We start from the raw sequence: 15,644 nt of genomic DNA on the forward strand, positions 1-15,644 counted from the left end.
CACAGGATGATCGATCAATACATAGCTGAAGGTGAAGCCGAGGCCGCCACAAGGCAGCCCGCTCCCGCGCGCTGACTAAAGCACGAGGGCGGTTCAATCGTTCCTAGCCGTAGGCTTGACTGAGGGTACCATGGAAGTTAGACTTTCTGAACAGGAACTGGTGTTTGAGCGAGAGATTCGCGACTTCCTCGACGCCCGTTTTACGCCGGATATTCGCGCTGCCGCTGCGAGGCAAGCGGGTGTCTTCGCTGAAGGAGAGCTTGCGCTTCGTTGGCACCGCATTCTCTATGATCAAGGCTGGATTGCACCCACTTGGCCCGAGGAATATGGCGGTACGGGTTGGTCGCCGATGCAGCGTTACATCTTTGATAGAGAATGCGGTCTGGCCGGCACGCCCTCACTCCCCGCTATGGGCCTGCAGATGTGCGGTCCCGCTATAATAGCCTATGGAACGCAGGCGCAGAAGGACTTCTTCTTACCGCGACTCCTGTCTGGCGAGCACTATTGGTGCCAAGGCTTTTCAGAGCCCGGTGCCGGGTCTGATTTAGCCTCGCTCGGGATGCGGGCTGTACGCGACGGCGATGCTTATGTCGTCAACGGCACCAAAATCTGGACTACACACGCACATCACGCGAATTGGATTTTTCTGCTCGCACGCACTGGTGGCGGCGGGAAGCCGCAAGCAGGCATAACATTCTTGTTGGCTCCTCTCGACACGCGCGGGATTGTTATCTCGCCGATCATCTCGATGTCGGGTGAGCATGAAGTCAACTCAGTGTTCTTCGATGATGTCCGCATTCCGGCCTCCAACCGGCTTGGCGAGGAAAATGACGGCTGGACAATAGCCAAATATCTGTTGCAATTCGAGCGTGGCGGCGGAATGGCATCGGGCCGGCTTACCGCCTCCTTAGGCCGTCTGCATGAGATTGCGCGTCAGGAAGTTGGTGATTTGGGCCGCACTCTTTGGGAAGATCCGACATTCCGGATCCGAATTGCTAAGCTCGAAACTGAAATATTGGCGGTCGACTGGACCGAACGCCGGACCGTTACTAGTCAGGCGGCGGGTTCGGCCGTCGGCGACAAGATGGCGTCGATACTAAAACTGGCGGTCAGCGAGGCCACGCAGGAGCTTAGTGAGCTGCTCATGGAGGCGCTGGGGCCTGTCGCTTGGGCTGATCAGTGTAACGCGCTCGGTGTTGGTGCGAACGCCGACGGGATCGGCCCGGATTATGCGATTGTGCCCACCGCTTCTTATTTAAACGCCCGCGCTGCGACGATCTTCGGCGGGTCGAGCGAAATCCAGCGCAACATTCTCGCGCGCACCGTCCTCGGTCTCTGAACTCGACCATGCCAGCGGCCGGTCTGCCATTCTACTATTAAGGGCCGCGCTGCGAACGATCTGGCAGATGAACAAACGCATTCTTGGAGGTCCCTATGAAGCGAGTTGCAAAACAATTGTTTGAAGGTGAGGGCGATGAGACCCGCCTTCTTGCTGGTCGCAACAAAGCGGACGGTCGTTTGAAGTTTCCCTACCCAATCGGCCCTGAATCCGAATATTATGATCTGGTTCCTCTCAGTCAAAGAGGTAGCCTCTGGTCTTGGACAGTGCAACGTTTTCGTCCAAAGCCCCCGTATAACGGCCGCGGGGATGAGAGCGATTTTACGCCCTACGCAGTTGGTTATATTGAGCTGCCCGGCCAATTGATTGTCGAGGGGCGGATTATCGCGAGCGACTTTGACGAGCTGCGAATCGGTCAGTCCATGCGAGTGACAACTGAAGCCTATCGTGATGAAAATGGCGAGCCAGTTTTGACTTACGCCTTTATCCCCAATCACAAGGATATGATCTTATGAAGCACGTTCACATTGTGGGTGCGGGAATCCATCCATTCGGCCGCACCGAAGGCAGTTCCGGACTGGATCAGGGCATCTATGCGACTCGCAAGGCACTGGCAGACGCGGGCGTCGACTGGGAGGATATTCAGTTCGCGTTCGGCGGATCGTCTGCTTCAGGATCTGCAGACGCCGTCCTACCACACCTTGGACTTACCGGTACGCAGTTCATCAATGTCAATAACGGTTGCGCCACCGGCGGATCGGCTCTGCTATCAGGTTATTCTGCAATCAAATCCGGCGAATTTGAACTCGGCATTGTCATCGGTTTCGACAAACATCCACGCGGTGCGTTCAATCTCGATCCGGAATCTGCTGGTTTGCCGGGTTGGTACGGCGAAACGGGCATGATGTTGACGACCCAATTCTTTGCCATGAAAATCCAGCGCTATATGGCCCTTCATGGCGTCAGCCGCAAGACTCTCGCCAGGGTCGCGGAGAAGGCTTTCGAGAATGGTGCCGTAACGCCCCACAGCTGGCGCAAGACTACGGTGGACATCGATACGATTCTTAATAGCCGGATGGTTTCCGATCCGCTGACCAAGTTCATGTTTTGCTCGCCGGCGGAGGGCGGCGTCGCACTGATTGTGGCGTCCGAAAATAAGATGAGGCAACTCGGCCTTCACGGTCCGCGCGTGCGCTCTGTCGCGGTCCGTACGCGGCCAGAAGGTTCGTTCGAAGTGTTCGCGCCGGCGCTTGAGATCGAGCGCGGCAAGTCGGCCACCCAGCTCGCCTCAGCGGCGGCGTTCGAACGGGCTGGGTTGGGCCCCGAGGATGTCGATGTCGCGCAGCTTCAAGACACCGAGAGCGGCGCTGAGATAATGCACATGGCCGAAAACGGATTTTGCAACGATGGCGACCAGGAAGAATTAATCGCCAACGGCGATACGCGAATTTGCGGTCGGCTTCCGATAAATACCGATGGCGGTTGCCTTGCCTGTGGAGAGCCCATTGGCGCCTCCGGCCTGCGCCAGATCTACGAGAATGTCGAGCAACTCCGCGGCCGCGCCGGTCGGCGCCAAGTCGCAGGTGCCCGGATCGCGTACAGCCAAGTCTATGGAACACCTGGCATTTCGGGCTGCGTTGTTCTTGAACAATCGATTTGAATGGAGAGCGGGAAAATGACTGAGTTGGAAGCAAGCCCGAATCGAGAAACGCTCCTTGAAATTTATCAACGGGCGGTGATGATTAACCGCGCCGACATGAAGTTTCGTAGCATGATCTCGAGCGGAAAGCTGGCGATCGTCTATTATCCGGTGCGAGGACAGGAGGTTCTCTCCGCAGCGATGATGACGGCGCTCGAACCGGACGACTATCTTGTCACCACCTATCGCGGTGTCCACGATCAACTCGCAAAGGGCGTTCCGATCAAAAACCTTTGGGCCGAGTTCGCCGGCAAGGCGACCGGTACGTGCAAGGGTAAGGGAGGACCGATGCATATCACGCATCCTGAGAGCGGCGTTATGGTGACGACGGGCATCGTCGGTTCAGGCTTGCCTATCGCCAACGGGCTCGCGATCTCGTCTCAGTTGCGTGGGGATGGGCGAGTCACGGTCGTCTGTTTCGGTGACGGCGCGTCGAACATTGGCGCGTTCCACGAAGCGCTAAACATGGCATCGGTATCTAAACTTCCAGTAATATTCTTATGTCAGAACAATTTATTTGCCGAGCATACGGCATATAGTTTCGGTACATCCGCCAAAGAAATCGTCGATCGCGCGACAGGCTACAATATGCGTGGCGCCCAAGTGAACGGCAACGATCCGATCGCAATGTACCGTGTTGCGAAGGAAGCAGTCGACTACGCGCGCGATGGCCACGGACCGACGCTGGTGGAGGCAAAGACTTTCCGCTTCAGCGGCCACCTGCTTGGTGATGATAGTCATTATATTCCTGCCGAAATGATGGCCGCAGCAAAACAGGCCGATCCCATGCCCGCCTTTCGAAGCTACTTGTTGGGATTGCAGGTCAGCGAAGCCGATCTTACGCAGCTTGAAAGCGGGATCCAAACGCTCGTCGATGAAGCTGCCCAATTTGCGATGGACAGCGATTATCCCGACGTAATTGAAAGCAGGCGCGACGTGCTTGCGGAGGAGCTTCCATGAACGGCTCATCGATCATCACCTTTCGCGACGGCATTCATATGGCTCTAGACGAAGCGATGGAGGGCGATGAAAGTGTCTTCTTGCTCGGCGAGGACATCGCCGACGATCAGGGTGGCGGCGTGTTCAAGACGTCGCTGGGGCTTTCCGAGAAATATGGAATCGACCGCGTTCGGTCTACGCCGATAAGCGAACAGGCTATCGCCGGTGCGGCGGTTGGCGCCGCCATCGCCGGCATGAGGCCGGTGGCGGAAATCATGTTGATGAACTTCATCACGATCGCGATGGACCAAATTGTAAATCACGCTGCCAAACTGCGTTTCATGTCCGGCGGTCAGACGAGCGTGCCGTTGACCATCCGGACTGCCACAGGTGCTGGCATTGGGTTCGGCGGTCAGCATTCGGACATGCTCGAAGCATGGTTTGCACATGTACCGGGGTTGAAAGTTGTTACTTCCTCATCGCCGGCTGATGCCAAGGGGTTGTTGCTCTCGTGCATTGAGCACGACGATCCGTGCATCTTTATCGAGAACACGATGAGCTACGGCGCCTCGGGTCCGGCGCCGGAACCAAGACTGCGCATCCCGCTGGGCAAGGCGGCGATAAAGAAGCTGGGCCGTGATGTGACGCTGATCAGCTATGGCCGCGCCGTCAATGATTGCGCTGCGGTGGTTGATGCGTTCGAGCAGGAAGGCATCGCGGTCGAACTGGTCGATCTGATGACCATAGCGCCGTTCGACGAGGAAACCGTGCTCCATTCCGTAGCTAAGACCAAACGAGCGGTGATCGTGCATGAGGCGGTAAAGGATTTCGGGACTGGCGCGGAAATCTCTTCCCGCATCCATGAAGAGCTTTTTTCCGAACTCGCGGGGCCGGTCCAGCGCGTCGGATCGGCTTATTCTCCGGTGCCGTTCTCGCCGCCGCTTGAGAAGGAATTCCTATACAGCCGTGAGGACATCGCCGCCGCAATCCGTAAGACCCTGGGGTAAGATATGACTGACATCCTGATACCGAAACTCAGCATGACGATGACTGAGGTTACCCTGGCGGAATGGCTTGTGGAAGATGGCGCCATCGTTGCCATAGGTCAAGATATCTATGCTCTCGAAACTGATAAGAGCACTCTGGAGATTCAATCTGATACGGCGGGAACGCTACGTGTCATTGAGCATGCGGGCCAAATCTATCCGATCGGTAAGCTGATCGGCCGCATTGAATAGCGGTTTGACCTCTCGACTTTCGCGGGTCCACGAGTTGTCGAGGATGATGGCGACACCAAGGATTAGTACCAGTGCGGGCTAGGTTCCGATACAGGCCTCGGTCTCTTGTGAATCAGGAAGGCTGCACCGAACGAAGGGCCTGATTGAGGCTGAACCTGAACCCTAGACAAAGTTATAGTGGCGGAGCGGCCGGTTTGGATATCATTATGTTTAGTTTGCATTTTGAGAGGTGGCGACTTGAATTTTCAATTTAGCGATGAACAAATGCTGTTGCGGGGTTCAGTCGCTGGGTATCTTCAACGACATTACAGTTTTGAGGAGCGCAGAAAATCTCTTGCAAACGGCGGCTTTCGGCCTGAGATCTGGCGCGGATTTGCCGAGGAATTAGGCATATTAGGCGCCGTTTTTCCCGAAAAGCTGGGGGGGGCTGGAGGCGGCGCGGTAGAAACCATGTTGATCATGGAAGAATTCGGCCGCTTCCTCGTTCTCGAGCCTTATCTTGAGAGCGTAGTCCTCGCCGGGTGTTTGTTACGTCAGGCTGGCGGTGAACGGTCGCGAGCAATGATCGAGGCCACGATCGTTGGAAATGCGCGCGTTGCCCCTTCGCTCGGCGAGACCGGCTCACGCTATCGTCTAGCGACGGTTGCAACGTCGGCCAAATCAGAGAAGAAGGGTTGGCGAATCAAAGGTTCCAAGACTGTCGTTGCCGGTGGCGCGCTCGCCACCCATTTCCTGTTCAGCGCCCGAACCGGCGGCGCAGTGCAGGATCGCGATGGCATCTCACTATTTTTGGCAGAGCGCGCAGAGGGCGGGATGCAGATCCGCGATTATGCGCTGATTGATGGACGGTGGGCTTCAGATGTCACTTTTGACGATGTTCTGCTCGGCCCGGACGCGCTGATTGGTGTTCCTGGGGGCGCCTTGTCACTGATCGAGCGGGCCGTCGACGAGGCCACCTCCGCGCTGTGCGCGGAAGCCGTCGGAGTTATGCAAGCCATGCTTGATGTCACGGTCGATTACGCCAAGCAGCGCGAGCAGTTCGGTAAGCCGATCGGAAGCTTCCAGGTAATTCAACACCGCTTGGCCGATATGCTGATCACAATCGAGAAGGCCAAGTCAATAACCCTCATGGCGACGCTCTCGCTGGACGCTGGCGGAACAGATCGCCCAAAGGCAGTATCGGCCGCAAAGGCGTTCATCGCCAACGCGGCGAAGACGGTAGCTCAGGCGGCCGTCCAGATTCATGGAGGCATCGGCATCGCCGAAGAGACTCCCATATCCCATTATTTCAAGCGCGCGACGGTGATCGAAGGTCAGTTTGGTTCAGCAATTCACCATCTTTGCGCTTATGCCGATGCCACTGAATACGTTGGTCCAAGACTACGACGCCATTAGCAACGATGACACAAATCGCCGCGGTCTATGAAGATGTGTGCAATTAATTCGATAGATGATCAGGATGTTAAGATCCATTCCCTTAATATCGTGGTCTTCGTAATTTGTAGAGTGCTTGTCTGATATCGGAGGCTGGGCTTCCGTTGTGAATAATTGGCAAATTCCGGTCCCAAGATGTTTATCATCAAAGATACAAAATGCCCCGGTGAGAACAGAGGTACTATGCTAGAAGGTTGCGATGTGGGGCTTGCTTTGCACGTCTCAGCCTTGGCGCTCCATAGATAATCATCAACGTGAATTCCCATAACATGTAGCTGCTGTGCTTGTTACTTCGTGATCATGTTGTGGAATGGAGAATGTAAATGTCCGGTTATTTTCCTCTGCCCGGCGCAGACGCAATGCAGGACGGGGATAGTAGGGCATATGATGTAAACGGCCAGGCAATTTTGCTCTGCAAGTCAGATGGCGCCTTCTATGCGGTCGAGAATCGTTGTTCTCATGCCCTTCAAGCGCTTCAGGGCGGCGCTATCCGGAAATGTTACATTTTTTGCCCCGTGCACGGGGCAAGATTCGACCTGCGCGACGGATCGACGGCGGGCACCCTAACGAATAAGCCGATTAGGACGTTTGCGGTGCGGGCGAGGGGCCGAAGTGTCGAGGTGTTGATCTGAGGGACCATGGTCGCTGCCGCATCTAACTAGGGCGGAGCGATCCGGGAGCGAGTCTGGTTTCGGCACGGGGACGTGGTTTGAACGTCGCAACAGCCGACTCCAGCCGCAAGTCTGTCTTTGCTCGGCGCGGTGACGATGAGCCGTTTATCGAAGTCCCTTCCCATATCGACGTTCCGGCAGCGGAACTCAGATCGAACGCAATGTTCCCGCCGAACTCAACGTTCATGTCGTTATGGACAATGCCTCAAGTCACAAGACCAAGCTGATCCGGGATTGGTTCGCCAAACGACCGCGCTGGCACATGCATTTCACGCCGACATCATCGTCCTGGCTCAATCAGGTCGAGCGCTTCTTCGCCCTGTTGTCCGAAAAGCAGATCAAGCGCGGCGCCCACAGCTCGGTGAAGGCCTTGATCAAGGACATCGAAAGCTTCATCAACACGCATAACGCCGATCCCAAGCCATTGCGCTGGACCAAATCTGCAGACGACATCCTCGCGTCCATCGAATGAACGCTTCTGCCGTCGCACTCTCGATGCACAAGCTACAGGTGGATAAGAACTTCCGAATCGGGACACTAGCAACGGGGGTTACGCCGGATGAGCCGGCGCCTATCCCCAAGCTTAAGCGAGGGCGAACCATGAACGGGTACAGCGAACTTTTCATCGGACTCGATACATCGAAAGCGAAGATCTTGCGGATTCCGATGATGCCGCCCGTCTATTCCGAGATGATCCCGCCCACTGTTCCGGGATGATCTCGCCCGTTTGAAGGGCGTTCGGTCGACGTCTGTTGGTTGGCATTTTGGATCGTGTCGGTCAACCTGCAAGAGCGGGTTGGGCGCGGCGCATGCTGTCACCTTCAAGCTCGATGCGATGAGCATTGTGAACGAGGCGGTCCAGGATGGCGTCGGCGTAAGTGGCGTCCCCGATCGCGTGATGCCAGGAGCTCACGGGGAGCTGGCTTGTGACGATGGTGGAACGACGTCCGTAACGATCCTCGAGGATCTCGAGCAGGTCATGGCGCGCCTGCGCATCGAGCGGCTGGAGTCCCCAGTCATCGAGGATGAGCAGCTCGACCTGGCCGAGGCCCTTGAGCTTGCGCGCGATACGGCCGTCACCGCGGGCCAGCGCCAGCTCTTCAAGCAGCCGCGGGAAGCGGGTGTAGAGGACCGAACGATTGTCGCGGCAGGCCTTGTGGCCGATCGCGCAAGCCAGCCAACTCTTGCCGATACCGGTCGGGCCGCACAGCGCCAGATTGTCGTGCGCGTCGATCCAGTCGCCCTTGAACAGCGCTTCAAGCAGGCGGCGATCGAGACCACGGTGGCTGCGATAATCGACGTCCTCGGGCGCTGCCTGGTGACGCAGCCTGGCATGGCGCAGGCGGGCACCGAGCCGCTTGTCATGGCGGTGGGTGACCTCACGGTCGAGCAGCAGCCCGAGCCATTCGGCATGGCCAAGCAGTGGCGCGTCGCCATGCTTGTCGAGCTCGATGAACGCCTTGGCCATGCCGTACAGGCCGAGCGTGTGGAGCTGGTCGAGGGTGGGATGGGTCAGCACGGGCAGGTCTCCTCAGTGATAATAGTTGGAACCGCGGATGTTGGGGTGGTCACTGACGACCTCGCCGGACGTCCGGGTGGTGCGCAGCGGCTGGCCATCGAGTTTCTTCTCGAGGATCGATTTGACCGAGCCGTAGTTGCGCGCGCCGATCTCGAGCGCGCGCAGCGCGGCGGCATCGAGGCGGCTTGCGCCATACGGCTTCGCCAACCGCAATATGCCGAGACACGAACGATAGCCCTGCTCGGGATGCGGTCGGTCCTGCAGGATCATCTCGCACAGCAGCTTTACCGACGGCCCGAGCAGCCCGGCCTCGGCGACAATGCGCTCGATCGTCCAGTCGGCGTAGCGACGATGGCTCGACGGCATATGGTCATTGATCGTCGTGTGCCGACCGTTGCCGGAGCCCCGCATATGAGCGGCGATGCGCTCGCCGATGGCGAAGATTTCGACCGTCCGCGCGGTGATGCGCACCTCGACCGCCGCGCGGGCATGGCGATAGGGCACCGAGTAGAAGTGCTTTTCGACCTCGACATGATAATCGAGCCCGACGCGGCATTTGCGCCACTGGGCGAGAACATAGGGCTCTGCCGGCAGCGGCTTGAGCAGCGGGGCGTCGATGTCTTCGAAGAGCTGGCGCCGCGTCTGTCCGAACCGGCGCATCACCCGCTCGTCGTTGAGCCGCGTCAGCAGATCGGCGATTGCGGCATTGAGCTCGGCCAGGCTGTGCCAGACCCGGTGACGCAAACGGCCGAGCAGCCAGCGCTCAACAAATCCCACGCAATTTTCGACCTTGGCTTTATCCCTCGGCCGATACGGCCGTGCCGCGAGGATTCCGGCGCCATAATGCGCCGCCAGATCGGCATAGGTGCGGTTGACCTGCGGGTCGTACAGGCACGCCTTGATCACCGCGACCTTCGCGTTATCGGGCACGAGCAGCCTGGCGGAACCACCAAAATAAGCGAAGGCGCGGACATGCGCCTCGACCCAGTCCGGCAGCGTCTCGGTCCAGGTCGCGCAGCCGAACGACAGGCTCGAGGCGCCCATTACCGCGACGAAGATATGCGCGTCGCGGATCTCGCCGGTCAGACGGTCGATCACCACCGGGACCCTGTCGCCGGCATAGTCGACGAACATCCGGTCACCGCCGAGATGCGTCTGCCGCATCGTCACCGGCAGCCGCGCTTCCCAGCCCCGGTAGAGCTCACAAAATCTCGAATACCGATAGCCGTCGGGATGGGTCTCGATATACTCGTCCCACACGATCTGCAGCGTGACGTGCTTGCGCTTGAGCTCGCGGTTTACCGCCGCCCAATCGGGCTCCTCACGGCGGCGATGGTCCTGCTTCGTCCCCGCCGCGCCATAGAGCTGGCTTTCCAGCACGGCGTCGCTCAGGGCCGCCGGCAACGGCCACTCCAGCCCCGATCCGTCGAACCGCCGCAGCGTCTCGCGAACCGTCGAAGGCGCCACACCGAGCTGGCGAGCAACCTGCCGCACCGGAACCCCCGCATCGCGGATCAACCGCAAAATCTCGCGCACCCGGCGCATCGCTATCCTCTCCGTCGGCATCGAATCCCCCGCAAAAAGGGGCGATCCTGCGACGACCAGAACAGCACTTCAAAACACCGCCCCTGTGGGCGACATCATCTCGGAATGATGGGCGGGATCAAATCGGAATGGCGGGCGACATCATCTCGGAATGGGGGGCGCGATCATCCCGGAATCCGCAAGATCTCGGTTGCAGTTCGATGGTGGTCAAATTGGCAAAGCGCGGGGCGAAGCTTCACTTCTGCTATGAGGCTGGCCCGACCGGGTACGAATCCGTATCGCCAGATCATCGCGCTGGGGCATGAATGCCAGGTCGTGGCGCCATCTCTTATTCCCAAACGTCCGGGCGATCGGGTGAAGACCAACCGGCGCGATGCAGCCAGCCTGGCACGGCCGCATCGCGCCGGCGAGGTGACCGCGGTATGGGTGCCGGACGAAGCACATGAGGCTGTGCGCGATCTTGTCCGCGCCCGTGAGAGCGCCCATGAGGCACTGAAGAAAGCACGCCAGCAGCTCCAGTCATTTCTGTTGCGCCATGGCCGGATTTACCCGGGGCGCACATCGTGTACACGGGCCCATTTTCGACGGCTGGCGGCGCAGAGCTTCACCCATCCCGCCCATCACATCGTGCTCGCCGAATATATCCAGGCCATCGAGGATGCCGGCGTCCGAGAAGACCGGCTGACCAAGGAGGTGGTTGAGATAGCCGCCTCCTGGTTGATGGCCCCTGTTGTGGAGGCCTATCAGGCAATGCGCGGCATCGCGTTCATCACCGCAGTCACCTTTGTCGCGGAAATCGGCGATATACGACGCTTCGAAACAGCGCCGCAGTTGATGGCATATCTGGGACTCGTACCCTCCGAGAGTTCAACGGGCGAGCGAGTGAAGCGCGGGGGTATCACCAAGGCCGGCAACAAGCGGGCACGCCGCGTGCTGATCGAAGGCGCATGGACCTACCGCTATCCTGCTCGGGTGAGCCCGACGATCCAGGCACGGTTGGAGGGGCTGCCACGCTCCGTCCGCGAGATAGCATGGAAAGGCCAAATCAGGCTCTGCGCCCGCTATCGAAAGCTGATCACGGCCGGCAAACTCAAGACCGTCGCGGTAACGGCGATTGCGCGGGAAATGGCGGCCTTCCTCTGGGCGATCGGGCAATCATTGGCTGATGTCGCTGAAGCGCAAGCACGTCACGCTTCAGGTGCTGTGGGACGAATATATCGAGGTCTAGCCCGGCGGCTACCGGTACTCTGCGTGTTTCGCAAATTCCCGGACACGGATTTCGGTAATTCGCGGACAGTGATTTCGGGCGGGAATGAGGTTTGTTTTTCGGGCGCGCCGGAGTGGCATTGAGCCCTTTCATCAAGGTGATGGGAGGGAAGATGCCGAGACGGAAGCAAGCGAGACGAACGAACGTGAAGGACATGCGATCGATCCTGCGCCTGACCTATGGTCAGGGGCTGTCAGTGTCTGCCAACGCGGTATCTGCGAGATCCCGGAATCGCGACGGCTGAAGAACAGATCGAACTGAAACGTCATGGGCTTGCGCGGCATGGAGACCTTCCCGATGTGAGTCGTGAGAGCCCAATGCTGCGCCCGAAAGCGATGAAGCCGAAACCGGCCGCGCTGCCTGCAGCAGCTTCACCAAGGCAATCACCGCGCCAATATCGACGCGGGGAGTGCCATCGACGCGTACCATGCCGCAAACCGCGCGGTCGAACATCCACGCTGGAATCTCGAGCCAGCGATCGGCCGCCGATCCTGCGATGCTGCAACGGAAGACGTCGCACCCCGCGCGCTCGACTACTTCATGAATGTAAACCTGACGCCCGGTCCAGGGATGCCACGGATAAAGAACTTCGCGAACGTCGGTCCCATGGGCGTTCCGTCGTCTCGTTGTACAACGCCGTCCGGCCGCACTCCGCGCTTGGCGCCCGCACGCCCGACCAGATATACTTCGACCAGCCGCTTCTCGCAGCGGCATGATCAACCAGCGGCGATCCACTTATCCAGACCGCGAGCCTGTGCAGACAAACCGAGCCACCTCTGTTGCGCGCAGCGACCTAGCTGGCTAAGTCTCCAATAAATTATATTATTATAAGGAGAGGCATCATGCTGGACAGACGCCAACTTCTCGTCGGCATGGGCGCGTCTGCGCTGTCGGCTGGCCGCGCAGGGGCGGAGATGATCACACTGCCCTTTGCGAATGGCCGGCGCCCGCTGGTTCGCTACCCCGGCAAGCGCCTGATGATCGGCTTGACCGCTCGTCCGCCACAACTGGAAACGCCCTTCGGCGTCTTCAGCGAAGGGCTGCTGACTCCCAACGATGCCTTTTTTGTGCGCTACCATATGTCCGATATTCCACTGTCGATCGACATTGCGTCATACCGTTTGAAAATTGGCGGCCATGTTGAAAAGCCGCTCTCGCTATCGCTCAACGATCTGAAGCGCACGTTCGGTCCCACGGAAATCATCGCTGTCAATCAATGCTCGGGCAACAGCCGAGGCTTTTTCGAACCGCGCGTTTCCGGGGGGCAACTCGGCAATGGCGCCATGGGCAATGCCCTCTGGACTGGCGTCCCGCTCAAAGCTGTGTTGGAACGCGCGGGCATCAAGGCCGGCGCGCAGCAAGTCACCTTCAACGGCCTCGACAATCCCCCCGCTCCGAACATGCCCGACTTCGTAAAGGCGCTGGCATCCGACCAAGCGACCGATGGCGAAGTCATGCTCGCCTGGGCAATGAACGGGCAGGATCTGCCTTTCCTCAATGGCTATCCGTTGCGCCTGATCGTGCCCGGTTATTTCGGCACCTATTGGGTCAAGCATCTCAGTGACATCACCGTTCTTGACGCCCGCTTCGATGGCTACTGGATGAAAACTGCTTACCGCGTGCCTGACAATGACTGCCATTGCGTTCCTGTCGGCACGAAGCCGGCCAGCACCCGGCCTATCGGTAAGCTTGCCGTCCGCTCCTTTATCACCAGCCATGCTGATGGCGCGCAGCTATCAGGCGGCAAGCCCGTCATCATCTCCGGTATCGCTTTCGATAGCGGTAGTGGCATCGCAAAGGTCGAGCTGTCCGCCGACGGCGGTCGCGCATGGAAAGACGCAATGTTAGGCGAAGATCTCGGCCGCTATTCCTTTCGTCCATGGACTCTCGCGCTCGATCTGCCGCGCGGCGACCAAGCCGTAAAGGTCCGGGCGACCAGTCGCAGCGGCGAAACCCAACCGATGGAGCCTTCCTGGAACCCGGCAGGCTATCTGCGCAATGTGATCGAAACCGTGCGGGTGCGCGTCGCATGAAGATCCGCTTGCTCACCCTCGCTTCGCCGCTGGTCGCTATCGCGCTTGCCACCGCAGCACCGACGAAGGTCGTCACATACGCGTTGCCCGATGATGTGGAGGACTTCACCCTTCCGCCCGGCGAAGGGGCCGATCTTGCCGCAGGCAATTGCGCTGGCTGCCACTCCCTGGATTATATCCGCACCCAGCCGCGCGGAAAAGGCGCGCAATTTTGGAAGGATGAAGTCCATAAGATGGTCGCGGTCTATGGTGCCCCTATCGAACCCGTGGATGCAGAGATGATCGCGAAGTATTTAGCCGAGTCCTACGGACATCCTGTGCCTTAGAAAATATTATTTGACCCTCCTCGACGGGATCATCGCATCGCTCTCAGCGCAGCCGCCGCAAGCGCCGGTGGTGCCGATGCCGAAATGCGCATCCGCCGACCATCGGCCAGGTCCAGCACAATCGGCGGTTCCGGCTCCGTGGGTGCTGGCGGTGCCAAACCCGCCTCAGGCGTGTCGTCGATAACCGCCGGCACGAACGCTTCCTGGACCCGCCGCATCGCAGCCCTGCGCCACTGATAAATCAGGCCGCGGGAAACATCGAAGCGCCGCGCAACGTGCGAAACCTTGACGCCCGGCGAAAACGCCTCACGCAATATCTCCAGCCGTTCCTCATCGGACCAATCCCGGCGGCGACCCGCTCCCGTCAACACCGTAATGGCCCGCCCCAACTCTCCGGCATTGGATATGATGCCGGTGCTGATGGGAAGCGTGAACGCCTCCGAATGGAGATAGCGCACCACCGAACGAAGCCGCTCAGTTCGCGGTGCACGGCCGCCCAGTCAGGTTCGGGCCGATCGCGCTGCCCGCCTCGGGTCGCTGCAACGCCGTAGAGCTCCGCTTCTAGCGCCGTGTCCGTCAGCTCTTCTGGCAACGGCCATTCCAGCTTCGATGCCCGGAAACGCTGCAGCATTACACGTACGCCCGTGCTGCCAACGCCCACTTGGCGCCCCACCTCCCGCGACGGCAGCCCGGCGTCGTACGTCAGTCTCAAAATCTCGCGCACCTTGCGCATCGCTATTCGCTCCGTCGGCATTGGCCGCTCCTCCAAAAGAAGCAGCCAGCGACGACCGGATCACACCGCCAAAACAACCCGCATCTGATCGCGATCATCTCGGAACGCTGATCGCGATGATGTCGGAATACTGATCGCCATCACGTCGGAACGCTGATCGCCATCATCCCGGCTTCGGCGACCGGGAAGGCCGGAACAGCTCGTTATAGCCGGCATAGGCGTCGGCCTGGAGGATGCCGCCATAGCCCGTCAGGTGGTGGATGGGATGCTCGCCGCGCCGGTCTCGCGAATAATGGAACAGCGCCGCCGGCGGGGCTCGGCCGCCGAAAGGGCGGTCGTCGCGGACATAGGTCCACAGCCTTCCGGTATCGGTCTTCCCCTTGGCGAGAACGGGCACCGTGGTGTCGTCGCCGTGGAGCCGCTCGGCGGCGAGGACATGGGCTTCGATGAGGAGATAGAGCGGCCGGAGCGCGGCGGTGCAGGCGCCGACCTGGTCGGCAAGCGTCGACAGGCTGAGGGGCACGCCCTCACGCTCGTAACGGTCGCGCTGGCGGTTAAGCGGTTGATGCTGTCCGAACTTCTCGAACAGGATCATCGCGAGCAGGCTAGGCCCCATCAGACCGCGCGGGGTGACATGGAACGGTGCCGGCGGCTGGGCGATGCTCTCGCACGCCCGGCAAGCGAACCTCTCGCGCACGGTCTGGATGACCTTCCACCGGCGCGGGATCACTTCGAGCGTCTCGGTGATATCCTCGCCGAGCTTCGACAGCTTCTCCGAGCCGCAGCACGGGCAACTCGTCGGTGCCGGCACGACAAGGCGTTCGGGGGCAGATGATCGGGAAAGGCCCGGCGGGTCGGTCGGGCACGCGTGAACGCCTCGACTGATATCTTCGCCGCGGCA

Annotated in this window: 13 protein-coding genes and 3 pseudogenes; 12 read left to right on the plus strand and 4 right to left on the minus strand. The window is 59.6% G+C overall.

The window, feature by feature from the left end; translation table 11 throughout:
• Positions 1–130: 130 nt before the first annotated feature.
• From L3X40_RS18450 to L3X40_RS22555, 9 genes and pseudogenes are all read left to right on the plus strand, one after another.
• On the plus strand, positions 131–1,339 hold the full coding sequence (locus tag L3X40_RS18450) for an acyl-CoA dehydrogenase family protein (RefSeq protein ID WP_237366907.1): 1,209 nt from the start codon (positions 131–133) through the stop codon (positions 1,337–1,339).
• Between the two features lie 95 nt (positions 1,340–1,434).
• Positions 1,435–1,854 carry a Zn-ribbon domain-containing OB-fold protein gene (locus L3X40_RS18455; protein ID WP_237366908.1) on the plus strand — a complete coding sequence of 140 codons (420 nt, stop codon included), beginning with the start codon at positions 1,435–1,437 and terminating at the stop codon, positions 1,852–1,854.
• Positions 1,851–2,999, plus strand: a complete 1,149-nt coding sequence (locus L3X40_RS18460; RefSeq protein ID WP_237366909.1) for a thiolase family protein — start codon at positions 1,851–1,853, stop codon at positions 2,997–2,999. Before L3X40_RS18455 ends, L3X40_RS18460 begins: the two co-directional genes overlap by 4 nt.
• 15 nt (positions 3,000–3,014) lie before the next feature.
• On the plus strand, positions 3,015–3,998 hold the full coding sequence (locus L3X40_RS18465; RefSeq protein WP_237366910.1) for a thiamine pyrophosphate-dependent dehydrogenase E1 component subunit alpha: 984 nt from the start codon (positions 3,015–3,017) through the stop codon (positions 3,996–3,998).
• Positions 3,995–4,984 (plus strand): alpha-ketoacid dehydrogenase subunit beta, encoded by a 990-nt coding sequence (locus tag L3X40_RS18470; RefSeq protein WP_237366911.1) that lies wholly within the window; start codon positions 3,995–3,997, stop codon positions 4,982–4,984. Before L3X40_RS18465 ends, L3X40_RS18470 begins: the two co-directional genes overlap by 4 nt.
• A gap of 3 nt (positions 4,985–4,987) precedes the next feature.
• Entirely contained in the window at positions 4,988–5,215 is a 228-nt protein-coding gene (locus L3X40_RS18475) for a lipoyl domain-containing protein (RefSeq protein WP_237366912.1), read from the plus strand.
• A gap of 177 nt (positions 5,216–5,392) precedes the next feature.
• Positions 5,393–6,610, plus strand: coding sequence for an acyl-CoA dehydrogenase family protein (locus L3X40_RS18480; RefSeq protein ID WP_237366913.1), 1,218 nt, complete (start codon positions 5,393–5,395; stop codon positions 6,608–6,610).
• A 362-nt stretch (positions 6,611–6,972) separates the two neighbouring features.
• On the plus strand, positions 6,973–7,281 hold the full coding sequence (locus L3X40_RS22550; protein WP_445177210.1) for a Rieske (2Fe-2S) protein: 309 nt from the start codon (positions 6,973–6,975) through the stop codon (positions 7,279–7,281).
• Positions 7,282–7,468: 187 nt separating this feature from the next.
• A pseudogene (locus L3X40_RS22555) lies at positions 7,469–7,652 on the plus strand (transposase); the annotation flags it as partial.
• Positions 7,653–8,098: 446 nt separating this feature from the next.
• On the opposite strand, the gene istB reads toward L3X40_RS22555, so the two are convergent.
• Together istB and istA are read right to left on the minus strand one after the other, a co-directional pair.
• Complete coding sequence (gene istB / locus L3X40_RS18490; protein ID WP_237366915.1) at positions 8,099–8,839, minus strand: IS21-like element helper ATPase IstB; 741 nt, start codon at positions 8,837–8,839, stop codon at positions 8,099–8,101.
• Positions 8,840–8,851: 12 nt separating this feature from the next.
• The gene (gene istA / locus L3X40_RS18495; protein WP_237366916.1) at positions 8,852–10,384 is read right to left on the minus strand and encodes an IS21 family transposase; all 1,533 of its coding nucleotides are present in this window, start codon (positions 10,382–10,384) and stop codon (positions 8,852–8,854) included.
• Positions 10,385–10,584: 200 nt separating this feature from the next.
• Between istA and L3X40_RS18500 the strand changes: the two are divergent.
• From L3X40_RS18500 to sorB, 3 genes and pseudogenes are all read left to right on the plus strand, one after another.
• A pseudogene (locus L3X40_RS18500) lies at positions 10,585–11,533 on the plus strand (IS110 family transposase); the annotation flags it as partial.
• Positions 11,534–12,493: 960 nt separating this feature from the next.
• Entirely contained in the window at positions 12,494–13,684 is a 1,191-nt protein-coding gene (sorA, locus tag L3X40_RS18505) for a SorA family sulfite dehydrogenase catalytic subunit (RefSeq protein ID WP_237366917.1), read from the plus strand.
• On the plus strand, positions 13,681–14,010 hold the full coding sequence (gene sorB, locus L3X40_RS18510) for a SorB family sulfite dehydrogenase c-type cytochrome subunit (RefSeq protein WP_237366918.1): 330 nt from the start codon (positions 13,681–13,683) through the stop codon (positions 14,008–14,010). The genes sorA and sorB overlap by 4 nt, the downstream gene beginning before the upstream one ends.
• Before the next feature lie 29 nt (positions 14,011–14,039).
• Here sorB and tnpA read toward each other — a convergent pair whose 3' ends face one another.
• A complete protein-coding gene (gene tnpA / locus L3X40_RS18515) occupies positions 14,040–14,471 on the minus strand; it encodes an IS66-like element accessory protein TnpA (protein ID WP_237366919.1) in 432 nt (143 codons plus the stop codon).
• A gap of 441 nt (positions 14,472–14,912) precedes the next feature.
• Positions 14,913–15,644, minus strand: a pseudogene (gene tnpC, locus L3X40_RS18520) (IS66 family transposase); the annotation flags it as partial.

The sequence above is a fragment of the Rhizorhapis sp. SPR117 genome, from assembly GCF_021742065.1.